This window comes from Persephonella sp. (genome assembly GCF_027023985.1).
In the GTDB taxonomy this organism is placed as follows: domain Bacteria; phylum Aquificota; class Aquificia; order Aquificales; family Hydrogenothermaceae; genus Persephonella_A.
In genome coordinates this window covers 54,910-72,438 of sequence record NZ_JALVTW010000025.1, presented here as the reverse complement: position 1 = coordinate 72,438, position 17,529 = coordinate 54,910, and the positions used below count along the sequence as shown (strand labels likewise).

Sequence of the window (17,529 nt, the reverse complement as noted above, 5' to 3'; positions counted from 1 at the left end):
TTCATTTTAGAGAAGATAAATATTTTTTATCTTTCAGTTTTTTTTCTACTCCTATAACAAATTCTGCTGCTTCAGCTCCGTTTATTACTCTGTGGTCAAAAGTGAAAACAGCTGTTATTATTCCATCAACAGCTTTCCCAATTGCAACGATTGCTGCATGATGCGGTGGCAGAACTGCGTCAAATTCTTCTATACCGAACATTCCAAGATTAGATATGGAAAACGTAGCTCCTTGAATATCTTCAATTCCAAGTTTTTTTTCTTTTGCCTTTTGTTTTATCTCTTTTAGCCTATTATAGATATCTTTTAAAGATTTTTCTTCAACATTTTTTACCGTTGGATTAAAAAGTTCCTCTCCTACTGCAACAGCAACGGATATATTAGATGCCGGATATTGATAAAACTGACCATCACGATAAACAGTTCTAAGCTTTGGAAATTCTTGTAAAACATCTCCAAACAGTTTTATAAGATAAGTTGTAAGTGTAAAGCCAGTTTTTTCCTCGTCTTTAAGAAAATAACTAATATTGTATTTATATTTAATGTGATATGTGGGGATCTGGGTGCTTTTTGAAAGATTTTTTATTAGTATGCTTTGGATATCAGATGGTTTATATGTGTAGGGAATATTCTTCTCTTTGATATATTTCTCAAGGTCTTTCTGTGATATTTTCTTTTTATTAATTTCATTGTAAACTTCTTCTGGATCTAAACCATATTTGTTTAGCAATTCTAATGCCTGCTTTGAGAAATATCTCTCAAATGCAAATTTTTTGATATCTTTTTCATGGGCAGGAACAGGAAGTTTACCTTCCTCTTGTAGTTTTTGTATATCTATACCATATTTAGCTGCAAGCTGACGGGCAGCAGGTGATGCCGTCCCTGCAGGAAGTTTTTGGGCTGGAATTTCCTCCGGTATTTCAATTTTTATTTCTTCTTCTTTTTCAGGTTGAGGTTGTGGTTGTTCTTCTTTTATTTCAGGCTGCTGAGAGATTTCTTTTTCTTCAGTTTCAGATGGTTGTTTTTCCTCTGTTTCTCCTGCTCTGGCTTCGGTTTCTATTATTGCAATAGGAGCTCCCACCGGTAGTTCCTCTCCTTCCTCAGCCAATATCTTTTTTAAAATTCCTTCCCTCATAGATGGGACTTCTATAACGGCTTTATCTGACTCTATCTCAACTATAGGCTCATTTTTCTTTACATAATCACCTTCTTTTTTTAGCCATCTGACAATTTTGCCTTCTTCCATAGTATCTGTAAGTTGAGGCATTGTCATTTTATATTCCATTTTCTTTTCCCCAATAAATAATTTGTTTTGCAATTTTGTCAGGTGTTGGTATGGATAATAGTTCAAGCTTTCTGTTATAAGGCGTTGGAACATCTTCACCGCATATACGCAATGGTGGTGCGTCAAGCTGATAGAAAAACTCTTCGGTTACCCTTGAAACAACTTCTGCAGCATAGCTACCTGTTTTAGGTTCTTCTGTGACTATAACAAATCTTCTTGTTTTCTTAATGGATTGTCCGATTGTTTGCATATCAAGGGGATTTAATGAATGCAGATTAATTACCTCAACAGATACGCCAAGCTCTTTTTCTATAACAGGCACAGCCTTTAAGGTGTCGTGAAGCATTTTAAGATATGAAACAATGGTTATATCTTTTCCCTCTTTTACAATATCTGCTTTAAATGGGTTAAAATCCTTTCTTTCCTGTATTTCCATTTTCATCGGATATAAAAGCTCATGTTCAAGGAATATAACAGGGTCATCAAGTTCTATTGCATATTTCAGACCATAATAAGCAGCTGTTGCATCAGAAGCTACCATTGTAATAAGCCCTGGAACAGAAGCAAAAAATCTCTCTAAACTCTGTGAGTGCTGGGCTGCAAGCTGTTTTGATACTCCTTGTGGCGTTCTTACAACCATGGGAAGTTCTATTTTCCCGCCACTCATGTATCTGAGTTTTGCCATCTGGTTAACAATCTGATCCATAGCTATTAGTATAAAATTCACTGTCATTATTTCTGCAACAGGTCTTAAACCACCAAGTGCCATTCCAATGGCATTTCCAACTATGGAGTTTTCTGCGATAGGGGTATCTATTGCCCTTTTCTCTCCATATTTTGCATAAAGTCCTTCTGTAACTCTGTAGTTTCCTCCGTAAAAACCAACATCTTCACCCAGAATAACAACTGTTTCATCCTTTGCCATCATTTCATCAAGTGCTTTATTTAAAGCTTCACGGTATAACATCGGTGCACACCTCACAGAAAATATCTGTATAAAGCTCTTTATCGTCTGGTTCAGGAGATTCTAATGCAAACTTAACTGCTTCTTCTATCTCCCTTTCAACCCTTTTATCTGTAGTCTCTATAAATTCTTCTGTTAACAGACCTCTTTTTAAACCTTCTTTTTTCAGGAATTCTATAGGGTCTTTATCATGGAAAACTTTTAATTCCCGCGGTGACCTATAATCTCCCGGATCTGACATAGAATGTGGTTCATATCTATATGTAACAGCCTCTATATAATAAGGTTTTCCTTCAGTTTCTATATATTCTTTTGCTTTTGAAACAGCATCATAGACTTCAAAAAAGTTCATACCATCTACTCTTATTGCAGGCATATATTCTTTTGCTTTTTTGTAAAGCTCTTTTATGGCAGATGCTCTATCAACTCTTGTTCCAATTGCATAAAAGTTATTTTCATTTAGAAATAAAACCGGTAGCTCCCATAAGGCAGCAAGATTAAGGGACTCATAATAATTACCTGCATTCGTTGCTCCATCTCCAAATGCAACAAGGACTCCTTCAGTATGTCCAAGATATTTTCTTGCGTAAGCTGCTCCTACTGCATGTGGAATATGGGCTCCGACAATTGCATTACCACCGTAAAAATTCATTGAAGGTTCGTAAAGATGCATTGAACCGCCTTTTCCCTTTGAAACACCTGTTACTTTTCCGAACAACTCAGCCATTATAGCTTTCGGGGATATTCCTCTGGCAAGTGCCCAGACATGCTCCCTGTAGTGAACAAAAATATCTCCTTTGCCAAAAGCAAGTGTAGCACCAACATGGACTGCCTCTTCACCGATTGCAAGATGGAGAAAACCTGCGATATTTCCTTTCATATACTCTTCTTTGGCTCTTTCTTCAAAGACACGGCCTAATTTCATTAGATAATAGGCACGTTCTACTATTGACTTTCCCATCTCATGACCCTTTGAGATTATTCTTATATTTTTAATTTATGGTCTGTTACTGAGAAAAGCAATTGAATATTTTGCCTGTTAAGATGTGATATACGTAAAAGAATTCAAAAATTTTATTAAAAACATTGACCAAAGAATTTTTAAAAAGTAATAATGTTGAAAGACTTTTATTTACAGGAAATTCCAAGTTTATCCAGTGCTTTCAGGAATTTTTCATTCTCATCCTGTCTACCAATGGAAACTCTCAAATAATTATCAAATCCAAATGCCGGTCTAACTATAATCCCCAGTTTAAGCAAGTTTTCATAAATTTCTCTTGCATTATCCACTTTAAACATTATGAAATTTGCATAGGTGGGGATAAACTCTATACCCCTTCTTTCTAAACCTTCATAAAGCTGTTCTTTTCCTTTTTCATTTTCCTGAACACAAAACTCAACAAATTCCTGGTCTTTTAAAGCCTCTATAGCGGCAACCTGTGCAAGATGATTTGTGTTAAAAGGCTGTCTGACTTTCTCCAGTATTTCAATTATTTCTTTTTTGGCAATACCATATCCTATTCTGAGGCCTGCAAGGCCGTAAGCCTTTGAGAAAGTCCTCAGAACAATAATATTTTTTTCAGGAATTTCAGGATTTATTCTTCTGATATAGTTTACCGAATCGGGAACCCCGTGATGCCTTGCATACTCAAAATATGCCTCATCAATAACCAGAAGAACATGGTCAGGTAAATTTTTGATAAACTCATTAAATTCTTCTTTTTTATTGGCAAAACCTGTAGGATTACAGGGATTATCAATAAATATAACCCTTGTTTCTGGGGTTATAGCATCAAGGAGTTTATTTAAATCCCTTGAAAAATCACACTCAAGGGGAATTTCTCTGAACTTTCCACCATTAATTTGGGTTACCAGCTTGTAAACAACAAAGCTTCCCTGAAAAAATAATGCCTCTTTTCCACCTGCGAGAAAAACCCTTGCTATCATATCAAGAATTTCATTTGAGCCGTTCCCGAATATAATCTGGTCTGGGTCAACAACAAGAAATTCAGATAAAGCCTTTCTTAGATAATAAGCTCCACCATCAGGATATCTATTTATATTTGTTGCTTCTGCTTCTATTTTTTTCTTAACAAATAAAGAACATCCAAAAGGGTTTTCATTAGAAGCCAGTTTTACTATCTCATTAATACCAAGCTCCCTTTGGAGCTCTTCAATAGGTTTTCCCGGCTGGTATATCTGCACATTTTTTAAATATTTAGGGTGTTCAATCATATTTTTTCACCTTCCATAAATGATGTATCAAATACGCTAACTTTGATTTCTTCTCCGTCTTTTATTTCTGTGATTCCTACATCGACAATTCCAAAGCCATGGGCATAAACCATTCCTGTCAGTATGTTTGAACCTTGTTTACCAAAAGGTGTTGCAATAAAACCTTCATCTGTAAGTTCCAGTGCAACCCTGATAAACTCCAACCTTTCCCCTTTTTTTCTTTTATATCCGCCTTTTAGTTTTGCTTTTATTACAGGATTAAATAATTTTTCATCCCCTCTCATTTTTCTAATAGCAGGTTTTACCATATTTTCAAATACAACCATTGCTGCAACAGGGTTACCGGGAATACCGAAAAATAGTTTTTCTTTTTCTGCCCCCCAAACGCCAAATGCAACAGGTTTTCCAGGTTTTTGTTTTACCTTCCAGAATAGTATTTCTACTCCAAGGACTTTAACAACGAAATCTTTAACAAGGTCATATTCTCCTACAGAAACGCCACCTGTTGTCAGTAAAATATCGCAGCTTTTAGCATAGGACAGTTTTCTCTCAATATCTGCAGGCTCATCTTTTGCAAATCCTATTATTACGGGTTCTCCACCTGCTTCTATCACCTGTGAATATATTGAATAAGTGTTTGATGTTCTAATCTGGGATTTTCTTTCAAATGGTTCTCCAACATCTATTATTTCGTCCCCTGTTGTTATAATTCCAACCCGTGGAACCTGATAAACATAAACGGTAGGCTTGTTTACAGATGACAAAATTCCTATCTCTGCAGGTCTTAGCCTTTTGCCTTTTTTAATTAATAGGTCTCCTTTTTTATAATCTCCGCCCTGTGGTCTTATATTTGCTCCTTTATGTAGTTCCTGAAATATAAAAACCTTGTTATCTTCTACTTTTGCTAATTCCTTTTGGATAACTGTATCGGCTCCTTCGGGAATTAATCCTCCTGTGAATATATAAGCGGCTGTTCCCGGTTTGACTAATACAGGTTCTCCTCCTGCTTTTGATTCCCCAATAATTTCAAGCACAGCAGGTTCTTCTTCTGTTGCACCTTTTATATCCTCATACCTGACAGCAAAGCCGTCCATACCGCTGTTATCTGCAGGGGGATTATCTGCATCTGCATATATATCTTCTGCAAGAACTCTTCCAAGTGCTTTATCCAGAAATACCTTTTCAATTCCAAGTCTTTTTGTGTTATCAACGATTATCTTAACTGCTTTTTCATAGCTTATCATTTTGAGCTCCTTTGAGGCTGATTTAACACAATTATATTAAATTTTTCTTGAGTTTATCATATTATCTATTTCTTCAGGAGGTAGTGGTTGGATATCTTCTATCTCAAGATTTTCTAATAAATGCTGCTTTTTTGACATTCCTATTAGCGTTGTTCCTACTCCTTTTGTGCTTCTTACAAATTGGATAGGAATATGGGAATATTTTTTGACTTTAAATCTTTCTAAGATTTCAGGAGCTACCGGCCTGATTAATCTTCCTTGCATGGTTGGTGCGCTGATATATGTATAAATTCCAAGTTTTTCGGCTGCTTCAAGGGTGGATAGTTTCTCTCCATTTATCTCTTGATTTTTCAGATTATACGCCTCAAGCATAGCCAGATTATAAGGCAGTTGTATAGATCTAAAATGATGAGATTCTCCCCCTACCTCTTTAGCCAGTTGGTATATCTCATACAGATTTAGATATTGCCGGTGGTTTTCAGGAACTCTAAAGCCATTCCAGGTGGCAAGACCATAAAATCTGAGTTTACCTTCCTGAACCTTTCCTTCTAGAAGTCTAAAAACACCCCTTAATCTGTCTAAAAAAGCCTCTCTATCAAATTTCAGTAGTTGGTCTTCCGGATTATGCAAAAAGTAGATATCAATATAATCTGTGTCCAAATTTTTTAAGCTCTGCTCAAAAGCCCAGTCTATATATTTAGTAGAAATAATATTTCCTGTTTGGGTGATTTCTGAAGGAGATACTATCCCTGTCTGGACAAAATTTTCTTTAAACCACTGGGTTGCATCCTGCTGAATATTATATGGAACCGCAAGATATCCACCTTTAGTAGAAATATAAACATCTTTTCTATTTGTGCTTTTTATAGCTTTTCCAACAACAACTTCACTTCGCATATTCCTGTAGTTTATGGCTGTATCTATTACGGTAATTCCTCTTTTGATTCCTTCTGTGATTGTTTCCAGATAATTCTGGTCTGTCTGGTCATCAGGCTGACCAAGATATGTTCCTATTCCTATCTCTGATAATTTCATATTGGCAAAATTTTTATATATCACGGAACTTCTCCTGAGTTTTTGAGGAAAATTAAAGGATATTTGGAAAGATAAAAAAATGATTTTTATTAGGGGAAAATAAAAAAGCCCCGCTTAAACGGGGCTTTGAAATTATGCTTCTTCTATAAACTCTCTTAGTTGTTTTGGAAGTTCAGCTTCTACATCTTTTATTTCACCGTCAGATACATGTCTTTTGATTACTCTTATTACAGCTTTTATAGCTTCTTTGGCATGTTCTTCATTACCAAGGTCTCTTGCTGCAGTTCTTCTGTCCTCTTCCATAACTGCTTCTATAAGGTCATCTATATGTTTAATAGACTTATCCGGACTTTCATGAATTCTCCAGCCATCCACAGCTATTGCTTTAATGCACATTGGTAGTTGTGCGAGTAAATCTAAAAATTCTTCTGGTGTAAGTCTTTTTCTAAGGGCGTGTAATACTGCACGGAGTATTCTTGCAGCTCTGTCTTTATCTCCTGGAGTTCCAAGTTCTTCTGCAAGTTCTTTTAAGAACTCATTTCCTTTTTGGACATATTTTTCGAAATTCATGGCTCGCCCTCCTTTGTTTTATGATTTTTCACATAAAAAATATAAGTCAATTTTTATCAACTTCAATCCTGAGATTTAGGAATTAAGGACTTCTATTAATATTAGGTGAAAATTTTTGATAAGCTACCCTGGAAGTATGAAAAAAGTATTTCCTACTTTCTTTTCAATAAGTTTTCCATTGGAAATCATATCTTTAATTTTGTTTACTGTTTCTTGATTAAAAACCTTTTCTATGTCTGAATATGTGTAAGGTCTTCGTTTAAATGTGTTCAGGATTTCTTCCTCTGATAACTGGAATTCAGAGAGAATATTATCTTTACCACGGGTTATGATATTTAGATTAAAATCCTTAAGACACTCCCCTAATTTAAGTAGTTCTTCGTCTGATACCGGAAAAACACGGTATGCAGGAGGTCTGTCAACAGTTCCAAGGTCAACTCTATCAGGTTTAATATCCTTTAAAACTTCGGCTATCTTTTTTATATTTTCAGGTGAATCATTTACATTTTTTACCACCAAAATTTCAATAACAAGAGTTCCTTTGAAAATTTTCCTGAATTCTTGTAGTCCCTGAATTATATTTTCTACTTTTATTCCCTTAAGTGTTTTGTTAACTTTTTGAAATGTTCTCTGGTCAGCAGCATCAAGGGAAATCTTAACAATATCAAGATTTTTCAAAGCTTCCTGGATTTCTTTTTTGTGAATTGTTGAACCATTTGAAAGTATGAGAAGCTGGGAGTTTCCTTTTATCTTTTGTAGTTTTTCAATTAGCACATCAAGTTTTGAGTATAAGGTTGGCTCGCCATTTGCAGTTATTGTGATGACCTCAGGATATGGATTTTTTTGTAAAAAATGCTTTACTTCGGCTACTATCTCATCTGGGTTAGGTTCATTTTGTATGGTGGAAACCGGTTTAGCCTTATCCAGCTCACAATAAAGGCAGTCAAAATTGCACGATTTTTTATCTGGAGATAAATCAATTCCCAGAGATAGTCCAAATCGTCGTGAATTAACAGGTCCAAACAGGTATTTCATAACTTTTATTTATATTCCAGTTGCATTTAATTTTTATGAGCCATATTATAAATAATTTGAGTGTTTAATGTTAAATTTCAATAAAAATTATTAAGGAGCGGTAGTTACGGCAGAAATGAAAAGATTTTCAGGATTAATTATAGCATTTTTTGTAGTGTTTTTCTTGGCTACTGCAAAGGAAATAGAGAAGTCTAACTCATGGGCTTATAAAAACTTTAAACTACAAAAGATAGGAATTGCTAACTATTCTCTGATTAGAAACAGGGTAATCCTTTTTAGAAAGAGAGGTTTACCAAGAATAAAGATTATCCTCAACAGAGGAAAAAAATATATTCCTGCCATAAGAAAAATCTTCAAAGAATATGGAATTCCGGAGGATATGGCTTTTCTACCAATAATAGAAAGCCATTTCAACATTTATGTAAAATCCCCTGCAGGAGCTCGGGGATTATGGCAGTTTATGCCTCATACAGCCAGAACGTATGGGCTGAAAATAAACAAATGGGTTGATGAAAGACTCGACCCTGAAAAATCCACAATAGCAGCAGCCCTTTATCTAAAAGACTTGCATAGCATTTTTGAAGATTGGGGACTTGCCCTTGCCAGTTATAATGCAGGTGAAGGAACAATAATAAGAAAAATCAACAGATACAGGGCAAGAAATTTTTGGGATATAGATGAGTATCTTTCAAGGGAAACCAGAAATTACGTGCCTAACTTTATTGCAACGGTAATAATAGTCAAAGATTTATTGAAAAAGGAAAATTTCAATTATGACTATATTAGCTATGATGTAGTAAAACTAAACAAACCTGTATCTCTTAAATATATAGCAAAAAATACAGGTATTCCATATAAAAAACTAAAAGAGATGAACCCCCATCTAAAAAGGGGCGTTATTCCACCTGATAATCAGGAATATAACCTGTATGTTCCAAAGGGAATGAAAAATGCTGTTTTATATGTTGTAGAAAATGCACCACTGAAAAAATATCCAGCATTGATTAATTATCAGGTTCAAAAGGGGGATACCCTTGCTAAAATAGCCAAAAAATTCCATACATCAGTCAAAAGGCTAAAAAAACTAAATCATTTAAAATCTTCCTATATTAACTCTAAGATGATAATTACTGTTCCATCATATATCCTTGCACCTCCCGATTATTATAGAGGCTTAATTGACCTGACAGACGAGTTGATTTATACTCAAAAAGGTTTTTATTACAGAGTTAAAAGAGGAGATACTTTAAGAAAAATCTCCCGTAAGTTTGGAGTTTCTATAACAGTTATTAAACTATGGAATAAGCTAAAGGGAAATATTTATCCTAATATGAAGCTATTCATCCCTGTAAAGAAAAGGGATGTTAAACAGGTTAAAAAGCTGATAAAAGTTAAAATGAATGGATAATCTGCAAAAAGAGATAGAGCTTAAGAAATTAGAAATAGAGAAGTTAAAGGTTAAAGAAGGATTAACCAGAACTATTTTGATTTTGATTCTGACTGTTGGAGCAGGAATAGGAACTTTAGCTAAAATTATTGATATACCTAACATATGGTATGAAGTAGTTTTTGTGTTTTTACTGGTAGTCTTTTTAACATTTTCTATTTATTTTTTAATTATAGTAATTACTATTAGGACAAAGCTAAAGGAGCTGGAAAAATGGAAACCTTAATCATGATTTTAACTATAATAGGTCTTTCTATCCTCGCTATAGGTGGCATTATACTTGCTTTCCAGTCTATACAAGACTACATAGAAGAGAAAAAACAAAACTAAAATTAGGTTCAGATGCCGATGAGGGATAGATTTAAAGATATATTAAAACCCCATGAAATACATAGGAAATTAGGGAATTTTCTTGAATTTTTAGAAGATATTATTGTCCTTATACTTCTAATACTACTTTTTATGCTTAGTATTTATGCTCTCTATGATATTTTCCTTTCTTTAACAAAAGCTAAAGTTAAAGTTTATGACCTTATCCCAAAGTTTATATATCTATTTATCCTTGTTGAGTTATTCAGGCTTACAATAGAATACTTGAAAGAAAGGCGGATTGATACATCTCTAATAGTAAAAACAACTCTTATTGCTGTTTTAAGGGAAATAATTATAAAAGCGCCACATTTTAAACCTCTTGATTATATAGGAATAGGAGTTCTTACCCTAATTCTTGCATTGATGTATTATGTCCCTAAATATATCTTTGTTTCTGAAGAAAAATTTGAGATTAAACAAAAGCCCCAAAGACTAAAGGCAAGAAGACTTGCAAGAACTCTTAAAAATGAATAATTTTCCCCTATGAAAAAGCTATACGGGTTTACAGGTTCTCTTCCTGAATATTATCTGGTTGCCAAAACAGAAGGAAAATCTTTAGTAATCACAGAAGACCAAAAGAGAAAAAAACTATTTTTAAATGATGCCAGAGTCTATGCTAATTATCTAAAAAAAGATATCCAGATTGTTGAACTGCCATCCCAGATTGATAAGTATGACCTTGAGCTTCAGATTAGAAGAAATTTTGCCCTTACCCAGCTAATAAAAAGCAAAAAACCGGTTATAGCTGTTTCAGACCCTAACATATTCAATACAACTATTAGAAAAAATTTTGATAAAGAAATAATTACTGTTTCCATAGGAACAGATTTAGATAGGGATTACTTACTTTACAAACTTGTTGAACATGGATACATTAGGGAAGAAAATGTTGAAAATGAAGGAGAGTTTTCAGTAAAAGGTGGAATTGTTAGGATTTATATCCCTTTTAGGGGAGTTTTTGAGATAGATTTTTTCGGGGATACAGTTGAAAATATATTCCAGATTTCAAAGCTTAACACCAGAAAAGAAGTAAATCAGATAGATATTTATCCCCTTTATGACGAACCTGTTATTCTCCGTTCAGGGATTGAAATTCAGTTTAAAGAGACGGAAAAAGAAAATATTAGCAAATTTATCAAGAATGCTGACTTTTATTATCTCAATATATACAGAGAGATTGGGAAAGACACATATCTACTGGATAAAGTATCCGGTGGAGAAAAACCTGATTACTCAGATTTCAAAAAAGTCCGTCTTCCACTAAGACAACCTGCTGTCTTAGAAGAAGAAAAAATCATTTTTCTTCCAGAGAACCAAGAAAGCCTTGATTTTGAATTTTCTCCCCTTGAAGTAGGAGATTATATAATTCATGAAGATTACGGAATAGGAATATTCAGGGGAATAGAAACAAGGGAAATCAAAGGAAAAGCCTATGATTTTATGATTCTTGAGTATGCAGGAGGAGAAAAGATATATGTATCCTATCTGCATTTTGATAAGATTTACAGATATACTCCACAGGGAAATGTTGTTTTAGACAAAATAGGCGGAACCTCATGGCGTAATCTCAAAAGAAAAATAAAAAATTCCCTTAAAAAAGTAGCCAAGGAACTGATTAAGCTTTATTCCCAGCGCCAGCAGATAACAAGACCACCGTTTAATATATCAGATGAGCTTATTTCTGAATTTGAAAAAAGCTTTCCCTACATAGAAACTCCAGACCAGCTAAAAGCCATAAATGATGTCAAAAAAGATATGTCCTCTAACAAACCTATGGAAAGGGTTATTTGCGGAGATGTTGGGTTTGGTAAAACAGAAGTTGCTTTGAGGGCTGCTTTTATTGCTGCTATTAATGGTAAACAAACAGCAGTTTTAACCCCGACTACTATACTCTCTTATCAGCATTACAGGAATTTCAAAGAAAGGCTTGAACCATTCGGAATAAAAGTAGAAAATCTATCACGGCTAAAATCAAAAAAGGAAACAGAACAGATTTTAAAGCAGCTTGAAGAAGGGAAAATAGACGTTGTTATAGGAACCCACAAGTTACTTCAAGATAATGTTAAATTCAAAAATCTGGGCTTATTAATCATAGATGAGGAACACAGATTTGGGGTCCGTGCAAAAGAAAAGATAAGACATATCAAAAAAGATGTGGATACCCTTTATATGACAGCAACTCCTATACCGAGAACATTAAATATGGCACTTTCAGGTTTAAAAGAACTATCTGTAATTAAAACTCCCCCTGAAGGTAGGCTTGAAACAAAAACCTATGTATTTGTTGAAAGTGAGAATATAATCAAAAAAGCAATTGAGTTTGAACTAAATAGAAAAGGTCAGGTGTTTTATTTGCATAACCGTATTGATACTATTGAGGAAAAAGCTAAAACACTTAAAGATATATTCCCACAGGCAAATGTTGAAGTTGCCCATGGCAGAATGAAACCTAAACAGATTGAAAAGGTAATACTTGATTTTATAGAAAGGAAAATAGATATTCTGGTTTCCACATCAATAATAGAAACAGGGATAGATATCCCAACTGCAAACACTCTTATTGTTGAAAGGGCAGACCTTTTTGGTCTTGCACAGCTTTATCATCTTAGAGGCAGAGTGGGTAGGGGAAACATTCAGGCATACTGCTATCTTCTTGTTCCTCCTGAAATATCAAAAGATGCAGAAAAAAGGCTTGATGCAATTCTAAGGTTAACAAGACCTGGCTCAGGCCTGAAAATTTCTATTGAGGATATGCAGATTAGAGGAGCAGGAAATATACTTGGAGTTGAACAGAGCGGGCACATAAAAGCTGTAGGATATGAAATGTATATAAAACTGCTTCAGGAAACTATTTCTGAAGAAAAAGGTAGTTCAGAAAAAGAACCTGTAATGGTTGTAGATATAGAAAGTTATATACCTGATGAGTTTATACCTGACCCTAAAGAAAGGATGAACATATATATGACTGTGTCTAAAGCTATAGACTATAAAGAAATAGAACATATCCATAAGTATCTCAAGGAATTTTATTCAGGGCTACCTGATGTGTTTGAATTATATCTGGAGATTGAAAAACTCAAAAGGGCAGCGACAGGCAAAGGTATTAACAAAATAGAACTCAGGGAACCTGTCACAACAATTTATATGGATACAGAAAATCCACCTTCACCGGAATTTATAATGGAACTTCCGAAAATTTTTGATATTAAGTTTTTATCACCTGAAAAGGTTGAGATATTTTTAAATAAAAAGGAGATACCTAAGCTAACAGAATTATTCCTGAGATTGTGATTTTTTATATTCCTTTTTGCCATCAACATATACTAAAACCCACTGGGCAAGCCTTTCTCCCAGTCTTTCACAGGCTTTGATTTCTTCTTCCTTTCTCGGCTCACCTGCAGAAACAGCTCCGTAGTGAAGGGTAAATTTATCCCCTGTATAATCTGTAACTCCAAATACCAAAAACCCATAATTCATCAAAATTGTAAGTATTGACATACAGGCTATTTCATTACCACCACCCCATCCACCAGAGGAAGAAAAAGCACATCCAATCTTGCCATCAATTTCTCCCCATAAATCAACAAGGTCGTCCCAGAACTTTTTCATTTTCCATGAAACAACACCAAGATGTGTAGGGCTACCAACGGCTATACCATCACACCAGAGAATATCTTCTTTTGTGGCCTCATCAACACTTTTAAGCCTGACCTCAACAGGATATTTTCTTGCTCCTTTTGCCACATACTCGGCCATTTTTGCAGTATGTCCTGTCTGAGTGTCATATAAAACCAGAACCTTACCCATTTTTCCTCTCCTTTTTATTCAAAGAAAAATTCTTCTGGAGATAGGATTTTTGATATTTCCTGTTTAAATTCATCATTTATATCAACTGCAAAATTACTATGGGCTGCTATCTCTGCCCTGAACTTGCCAGGCTCCTGAATCTCAATGATTACATCTTTATCGCCTCTGTATTTTTCACAGATTTCTTTTAGTTTAATGGCAACACCATTCATTGCTTTTTCTTTTGATAAAACAAACCTGACTGCCGAAACCTGTTTATTGATATACTCAACAGGGGTAATATTTATTGCGTTCATTGATACCTTTTCCTGTTCTTCATTTATTTCAACACTTCCTTCTATAATTACTATTCTGTCCTCTTCTAAAAATGATGTATCTTCCATTCTATCGGTGAAAACCCTGACATCTATAATTCCCGTTTCATCCTGCACCGTCATTATTGCCATTGTAGCTCCTGAACGGGTTTTTTTCCTTTTAATATCAGAGATTACTCCGGCAATTTTAACTTTGTCTCCTGTTTTTCTGTCAATCAGTTTGTTTATTGGTGTTACATACCCTCTAAGTTCTTTTTCATAAGCTTTTAATGGATGTCCTGATAGATAAAAACCAAGAACTTCTTTTTCGTAATTGAGTTTTTCCTTTTCTGAAAGAGAATTTGCTTTTTCATAGGAAACAACAGGCTCAGTATTTTCAACACTCATCAATCCAAATAATGAGTTTTGTCCTGAAGCTTTAAGTTCCCTTGTTTTCTGGCCGGCTGATAATGCCTTGTCCACAGTAGCCAGCATAATACCTCTATCAACACCAGTAAAATCAAAAGCACCGGCTTTTATCAGGGCTTCAAGAACTCGTTTGTTTAGTTTTTTTGAATCCAGTCTTTCTGCAATATCAAAGATATCTGTATAATTTCCATTTGCTTCTCTTTCTTTTACTATTTCTTCTGCAGATTGTTCTCCCACATTCTTGATTCTTGCAAGTCCAAATCTGATTTTTCCTCTATCCTCAATATAGAACTCTGCACGGGATTTGTTTACATCAGGAGGGAGTAGTTGTATTCCAAAATCTTTCATATCCAGAAGAAGATTTAAGAATTTATCATCATTTCCTTCAGTTGTCAGCTTGACGGCAAAGAACTCCTCCGGATAATAGGTTTTTATATAGGCTGTCCAGTATGTAAGATAAGCATAGGCTGTAGAGTGTGATTTGTTAAAGGAGTAAGATGCGAATTTTTCTATATCATCCCATAGCTTTTCTATTTTTTGTTTATCAAATCCGTTTTTGACTGCTCCGGATATAAATCTATCTTTCATTTTGGCCATAACATCAGCCTTTTTCTTACCAATGGCTTTTCTGAGTGTGTCCGCTTCTGCCATTGTGAAACCAGATAAGATGTTAGCCATAAACATTATTTGTTCCTGATAGACTACCAGCCCGTAGGTTTCTTCCAAAATTTCCTTTACTTCATCAAAAGGATACTCAACTGGTTTTCTTCCATGTTTCCTTTCTATGTATTCATCTACCATTCCTGACATAAGGGGTCCCGGTCTAAACAGAGCAAGAATAGCTATAATTTCATCAAATTTATCCGGTTTCAGTTTTGTTAAGAGATTTTGCATTCCTTTTGATTCAAGCTGAAATACACCTGTGGTTTTGCCTGATTGCAGCAGTTTATAAACATTCGGGTCGTCAAATCCAAGCTCAAGGAAATTCAGCTCAACCCCGTGTCTCTCCTTGACCAGTTTTCTCATATAATCAAGTTCGGTGAGGGTTTTCAGACCGAGGAAATCCATTTTAACAAGACCAAGCATTTCAAGGGTTCCCATATCAAACTGGGTGGCCTTTGTCCCATCTTTGTCCACATATACCGGAACGTATTCATCAAGGTCTCCGGGGGCGATAACCACACCGGCAGCGTGAATTCCTGTATGTCTTGCTGAACCTTCAAGCTTCCTTGCAAGGTCTATAAGTTTTCTGACTTTTTCATCTGTTTCATAAAGTTTTCTAAATTCTGGATTTGCCTCAAGGTTTTCATCAATTGTTAGGGTTGAACCTTGCACAGGACCCGGGAGTATCATCTTTGCAATCTTATCTGCTTCTGTATAGGAAAAGCCCAGAGCCCGTGCAACATCTCTGATAACCATTTTTGATTTCATAAAGTTGTATGTGATAATCTGGGCAACAGCATTTTCGCCATATTTATTTTTCACATACTCTATGACTTTTGGTCTGTTTTCCTGGCAGAAATCCACATCAATATCTGGCATAGAAATTCTGTCTGGGTTTAGAAATCTCTCAAAAATAAGGCCGTGTTGCAATGGATCTACATCAGTAATTCCAAGTGTATATGCAACAAGTGAACCTGCGGCAGAACCACGACCCGGGCCAACGGGAATACCGTTTTCTTTTGCATAATTAATAAAATCCTGCACAATAAGGAAATATTCAGGAAAACCCATCTGTTTGATTATATTTATCTCATACTCAAGTCTTTCTTTATACTGCTGATATTTTTCTTTTGGAAGGTCTTTCATTTTTGATAATCTTTTTTCCAGACCTTCCCATGCCAGTTTTTCAAAATATTTTTCTTTTTCTTCATAGGTGGCTTCCCTATCAAGTCCGGGAATCTGGAATTTAGGGAATAGATATCCTCTTGTTTCTGCTGTATCTATCTCAACATTGCATTTTTCTGCAATTTCCATTGTGTTTTTCAGGGCTTCCTCGTAGCCTTTGAATTTTTGATACATCTCTTCCGGTGTTGTGAAATGAAGTCCTCTAACTTTAAATGCTCTCCCCTTTTCCTTAAGTTCTTTCAGGGTCATCTTCATCTGAAGGGCTTTTATGATATCGTGTGCTTCTGCGTCTTCTTCATTAAGATAATGGGAATCATTGGTGGCTACTATTTTTACACCGAGTTTTTTAGCAAGTTCTATAATACCTTTATTTGCTATATCCTGTTCTTCAAGTCCGTTTAGCTGTATTTCAAAATAAAGGTCTTCTCCGAATATGTCCTTAAGCCTTTTTCCATACTCATAGGCTTCGTCAAATTTTCCTTTTGAAAGTAGATGTGGAATAAATCCTTTAAGGCAGGCTGTCTGACATATAAGCCCTTCATGGTATTTTTCAAGGAGTTCCCAGTCAATACGGGGTTTGTAATAGAAACCTTCTGTATATGCAAGAGAAGAAAGTTTCATAAGATTTTTAAATCCCTGTTTGTCTTTGGCATGCAAAATCAGGTGGTAGTTTTTGTCTGCCAGAATGCTGTCTGAACCTTCTCCTTTCTTTTCAAATCTATTATTTGTAAAATAGGCTTCCATTCCAATGATTGGCTTTACGCCAACCTTTTTCATCTCTTGATAGAACTCAATGGCACCGAATATATTTCCATGGTCTGTTAAGGCCACTGCTTTGTATCCATACTCCTGTGCTTTCTGTGCCAATTCAGGTATTTTTATCATTCCATCAAGCATTGAATAATGGCTATGAAGATGCAGATGAACAAAATCTTTTGACATTTTCCCAACCCCGTATCTGTTTT

The 17,529-nt window shown here is 35.0% G+C and carries 14 protein-coding genes; 4 read left to right on the top strand and 10 right to left on the bottom strand.

All coding sequences use genetic code 11. From position 1 onward, the window contains the following. Position 1: 1 nt before the first annotated feature. The 8 genes from MVE07_RS06400 to MVE07_RS06365 all read right to left on the bottom strand — a co-directional run bounded on the left by MVE07_RS06400 (position 2) and on the right by MVE07_RS06365 (position 8,368). Complete coding sequence (locus MVE07_RS06400; protein WP_297455497.1) at positions 2 to 1,285, bottom strand: dihydrolipoamide acetyltransferase family protein; 1,284 nt, start codon at positions 1,283 to 1,285, stop codon at positions 2 to 4. Further along, positions 1,275 to 2,252 carry an alpha-ketoacid dehydrogenase subunit beta gene (locus tag MVE07_RS06395; protein ID WP_297455495.1) on the bottom strand — a complete coding sequence of 326 codons (978 nt, stop codon included), beginning with the start codon at positions 2,250 to 2,252 and terminating at the stop codon, positions 1,275 to 1,277. The genes MVE07_RS06400 and MVE07_RS06395 overlap by 11 nt, the downstream gene beginning before the upstream one ends. Continuing rightward, positions 2,239 to 3,210: a thiamine pyrophosphate-dependent enzyme gene (locus MVE07_RS06390; protein ID WP_297455493.1), complete on the bottom strand. Its 972-nt coding sequence runs from the start codon at positions 3,208 to 3,210 to the stop codon at positions 2,239 to 2,241. Before MVE07_RS06390 ends, MVE07_RS06395 begins: the two co-directional genes overlap by 14 nt. Positions 3,211 to 3,377: 167 nt before the next feature. Next, a complete protein-coding gene (gene hisC / locus MVE07_RS06385) occupies positions 3,378 to 4,484 on the bottom strand; it encodes a histidinol-phosphate transaminase (protein WP_297455491.1) in 1,107 nt (368 codons plus the stop codon). Beyond that, positions 4,481 to 5,728, bottom strand: coding sequence for a gephyrin-like molybdotransferase Glp (glp, locus tag MVE07_RS06380; protein WP_297455489.1), 1,248 nt, complete (start codon positions 5,726 to 5,728; stop codon positions 4,481 to 4,483). Before glp ends, hisC begins: the two co-directional genes overlap by 4 nt. 36 nt (positions 5,729 to 5,764) lie before the next feature. After that, positions 5,765 to 6,787 (bottom strand): aldo/keto reductase, encoded by a 1,023-nt coding sequence (locus tag MVE07_RS06375; RefSeq protein WP_297455487.1) that lies wholly within the window; start codon positions 6,785 to 6,787, stop codon positions 5,765 to 5,767. A gap of 108 nt (positions 6,788 to 6,895) precedes the next feature. Further along, complete coding sequence (locus MVE07_RS06370) at positions 6,896 to 7,333, bottom strand: DUF2267 domain-containing protein (RefSeq protein WP_297455485.1); 438 nt, start codon at positions 7,331 to 7,333, stop codon at positions 6,896 to 6,898. Between the two features lie 123 nt (positions 7,334 to 7,456). Next, positions 7,457 to 8,368, bottom strand: coding sequence for a radical SAM protein (locus MVE07_RS06365; protein WP_297455483.1), 912 nt, complete (start codon positions 8,366 to 8,368; stop codon positions 7,457 to 7,459). Between the two features lie 115 nt (positions 8,369 to 8,483). Between MVE07_RS06365 and MVE07_RS06360 the strand changes: the two genes are divergently transcribed. The 4 genes from MVE07_RS06360 to mfd all read left to right on the top strand — a co-directional run bounded on the left by MVE07_RS06360 (position 8,484) and on the right by mfd (position 13,478). Continuing rightward, the gene (locus MVE07_RS06360; protein WP_297455481.1) at positions 8,484 to 9,776 is read left to right on the top strand and encodes a lytic transglycosylase domain-containing protein; all 1,293 of its coding nucleotides are present in this window, start codon (positions 8,484 to 8,486) and stop codon (positions 9,774 to 9,776) included. After that, positions 9,769 to 10,041: a hypothetical protein gene (locus tag MVE07_RS06355; protein ID WP_297455479.1), complete on the top strand. Its 273-nt coding sequence runs from the start codon at positions 9,769 to 9,771 to the stop codon at positions 10,039 to 10,041. The genes MVE07_RS06360 and MVE07_RS06355 overlap by 8 nt, the downstream gene beginning before the upstream one ends. 116 nt (positions 10,042 to 10,157) lie before the next feature. Continuing rightward, positions 10,158 to 10,661, top strand: a complete 504-nt coding sequence (locus MVE07_RS06350) for a phosphate-starvation-inducible PsiE family protein (RefSeq protein WP_297455477.1) — start codon at positions 10,158 to 10,160, stop codon at positions 10,659 to 10,661. A gap of 9 nt (positions 10,662 to 10,670) precedes the next feature. Continuing rightward, positions 10,671 to 13,478, top strand: a complete 2,808-nt coding sequence (gene mfd, locus MVE07_RS06345; protein WP_297455475.1) for a transcription-repair coupling factor — start codon at positions 10,671 to 10,673, stop codon at positions 13,476 to 13,478. Here the strand turns inward: mfd and MVE07_RS06340 are convergent. Together MVE07_RS06340 and dnaE are read right to left on the bottom strand one after the other, a co-directional pair. Continuing rightward, a complete protein-coding gene (locus tag MVE07_RS06340) occupies positions 13,461 to 13,994 on the bottom strand; it encodes a flavodoxin family protein (RefSeq protein ID WP_297455473.1) in 534 nt (177 codons plus the stop codon). The two genes, mfd and MVE07_RS06340, sit on opposite strands and share 18 nt — an antisense overlap. A 14-nt stretch (positions 13,995 to 14,008) precedes the next feature. Next, positions 14,009 to 17,506 (bottom strand): DNA polymerase III subunit alpha, encoded by a 3,498-nt coding sequence (gene dnaE / locus MVE07_RS06335; RefSeq protein WP_297455471.1) that lies wholly within the window; start codon positions 17,504 to 17,506, stop codon positions 14,009 to 14,011. Positions 17,507 to 17,529 lie beyond the last annotated feature (23 nt).